Genomic DNA, 211 nt, shown 5'->3' with positions numbered 1-211 from the left:
CTGTCTGTGGGCCTTCTTTGTCACCATGTTTATCTATCGTGACTATAAATGGTCTGAGCTGCCAAAGCTGATGTTCCGCACGGTGAAAACGGTCACGATCGTCATGATCCTGATAGGCTTTGCCGCCGCATTCGGTGCCGTCATGACCTATATGCAGTTGCCGATGCGTATCACCGAAGCCTTCACCAGTATTTCGGACAACAAATACGTC

General features: G+C 49.8%; 1 protein-coding gene. It reads left to right on the top strand.

What is annotated here, in order from left to right; genetic code table 11:
• On the top strand, window positions 1-211 hold a 211-nt coding region (locus tag FDX22_RS12130), incomplete at both ends, for a TRAP transporter large permease subunit (protein WP_146717255.1).

The organism is Citrobacter sp. TBCS-14, assembly GCF_005280805.1.
In the GTDB taxonomy this organism is placed as follows: domain Bacteria; phylum Pseudomonadota; class Gammaproteobacteria; order Enterobacterales; family Enterobacteriaceae; genus Citrobacter; species Citrobacter gillenii.
Note: the sequence above shows the minus strand (reverse complement) of the source record. Positions and strands in the feature narration are given on the sequence as shown.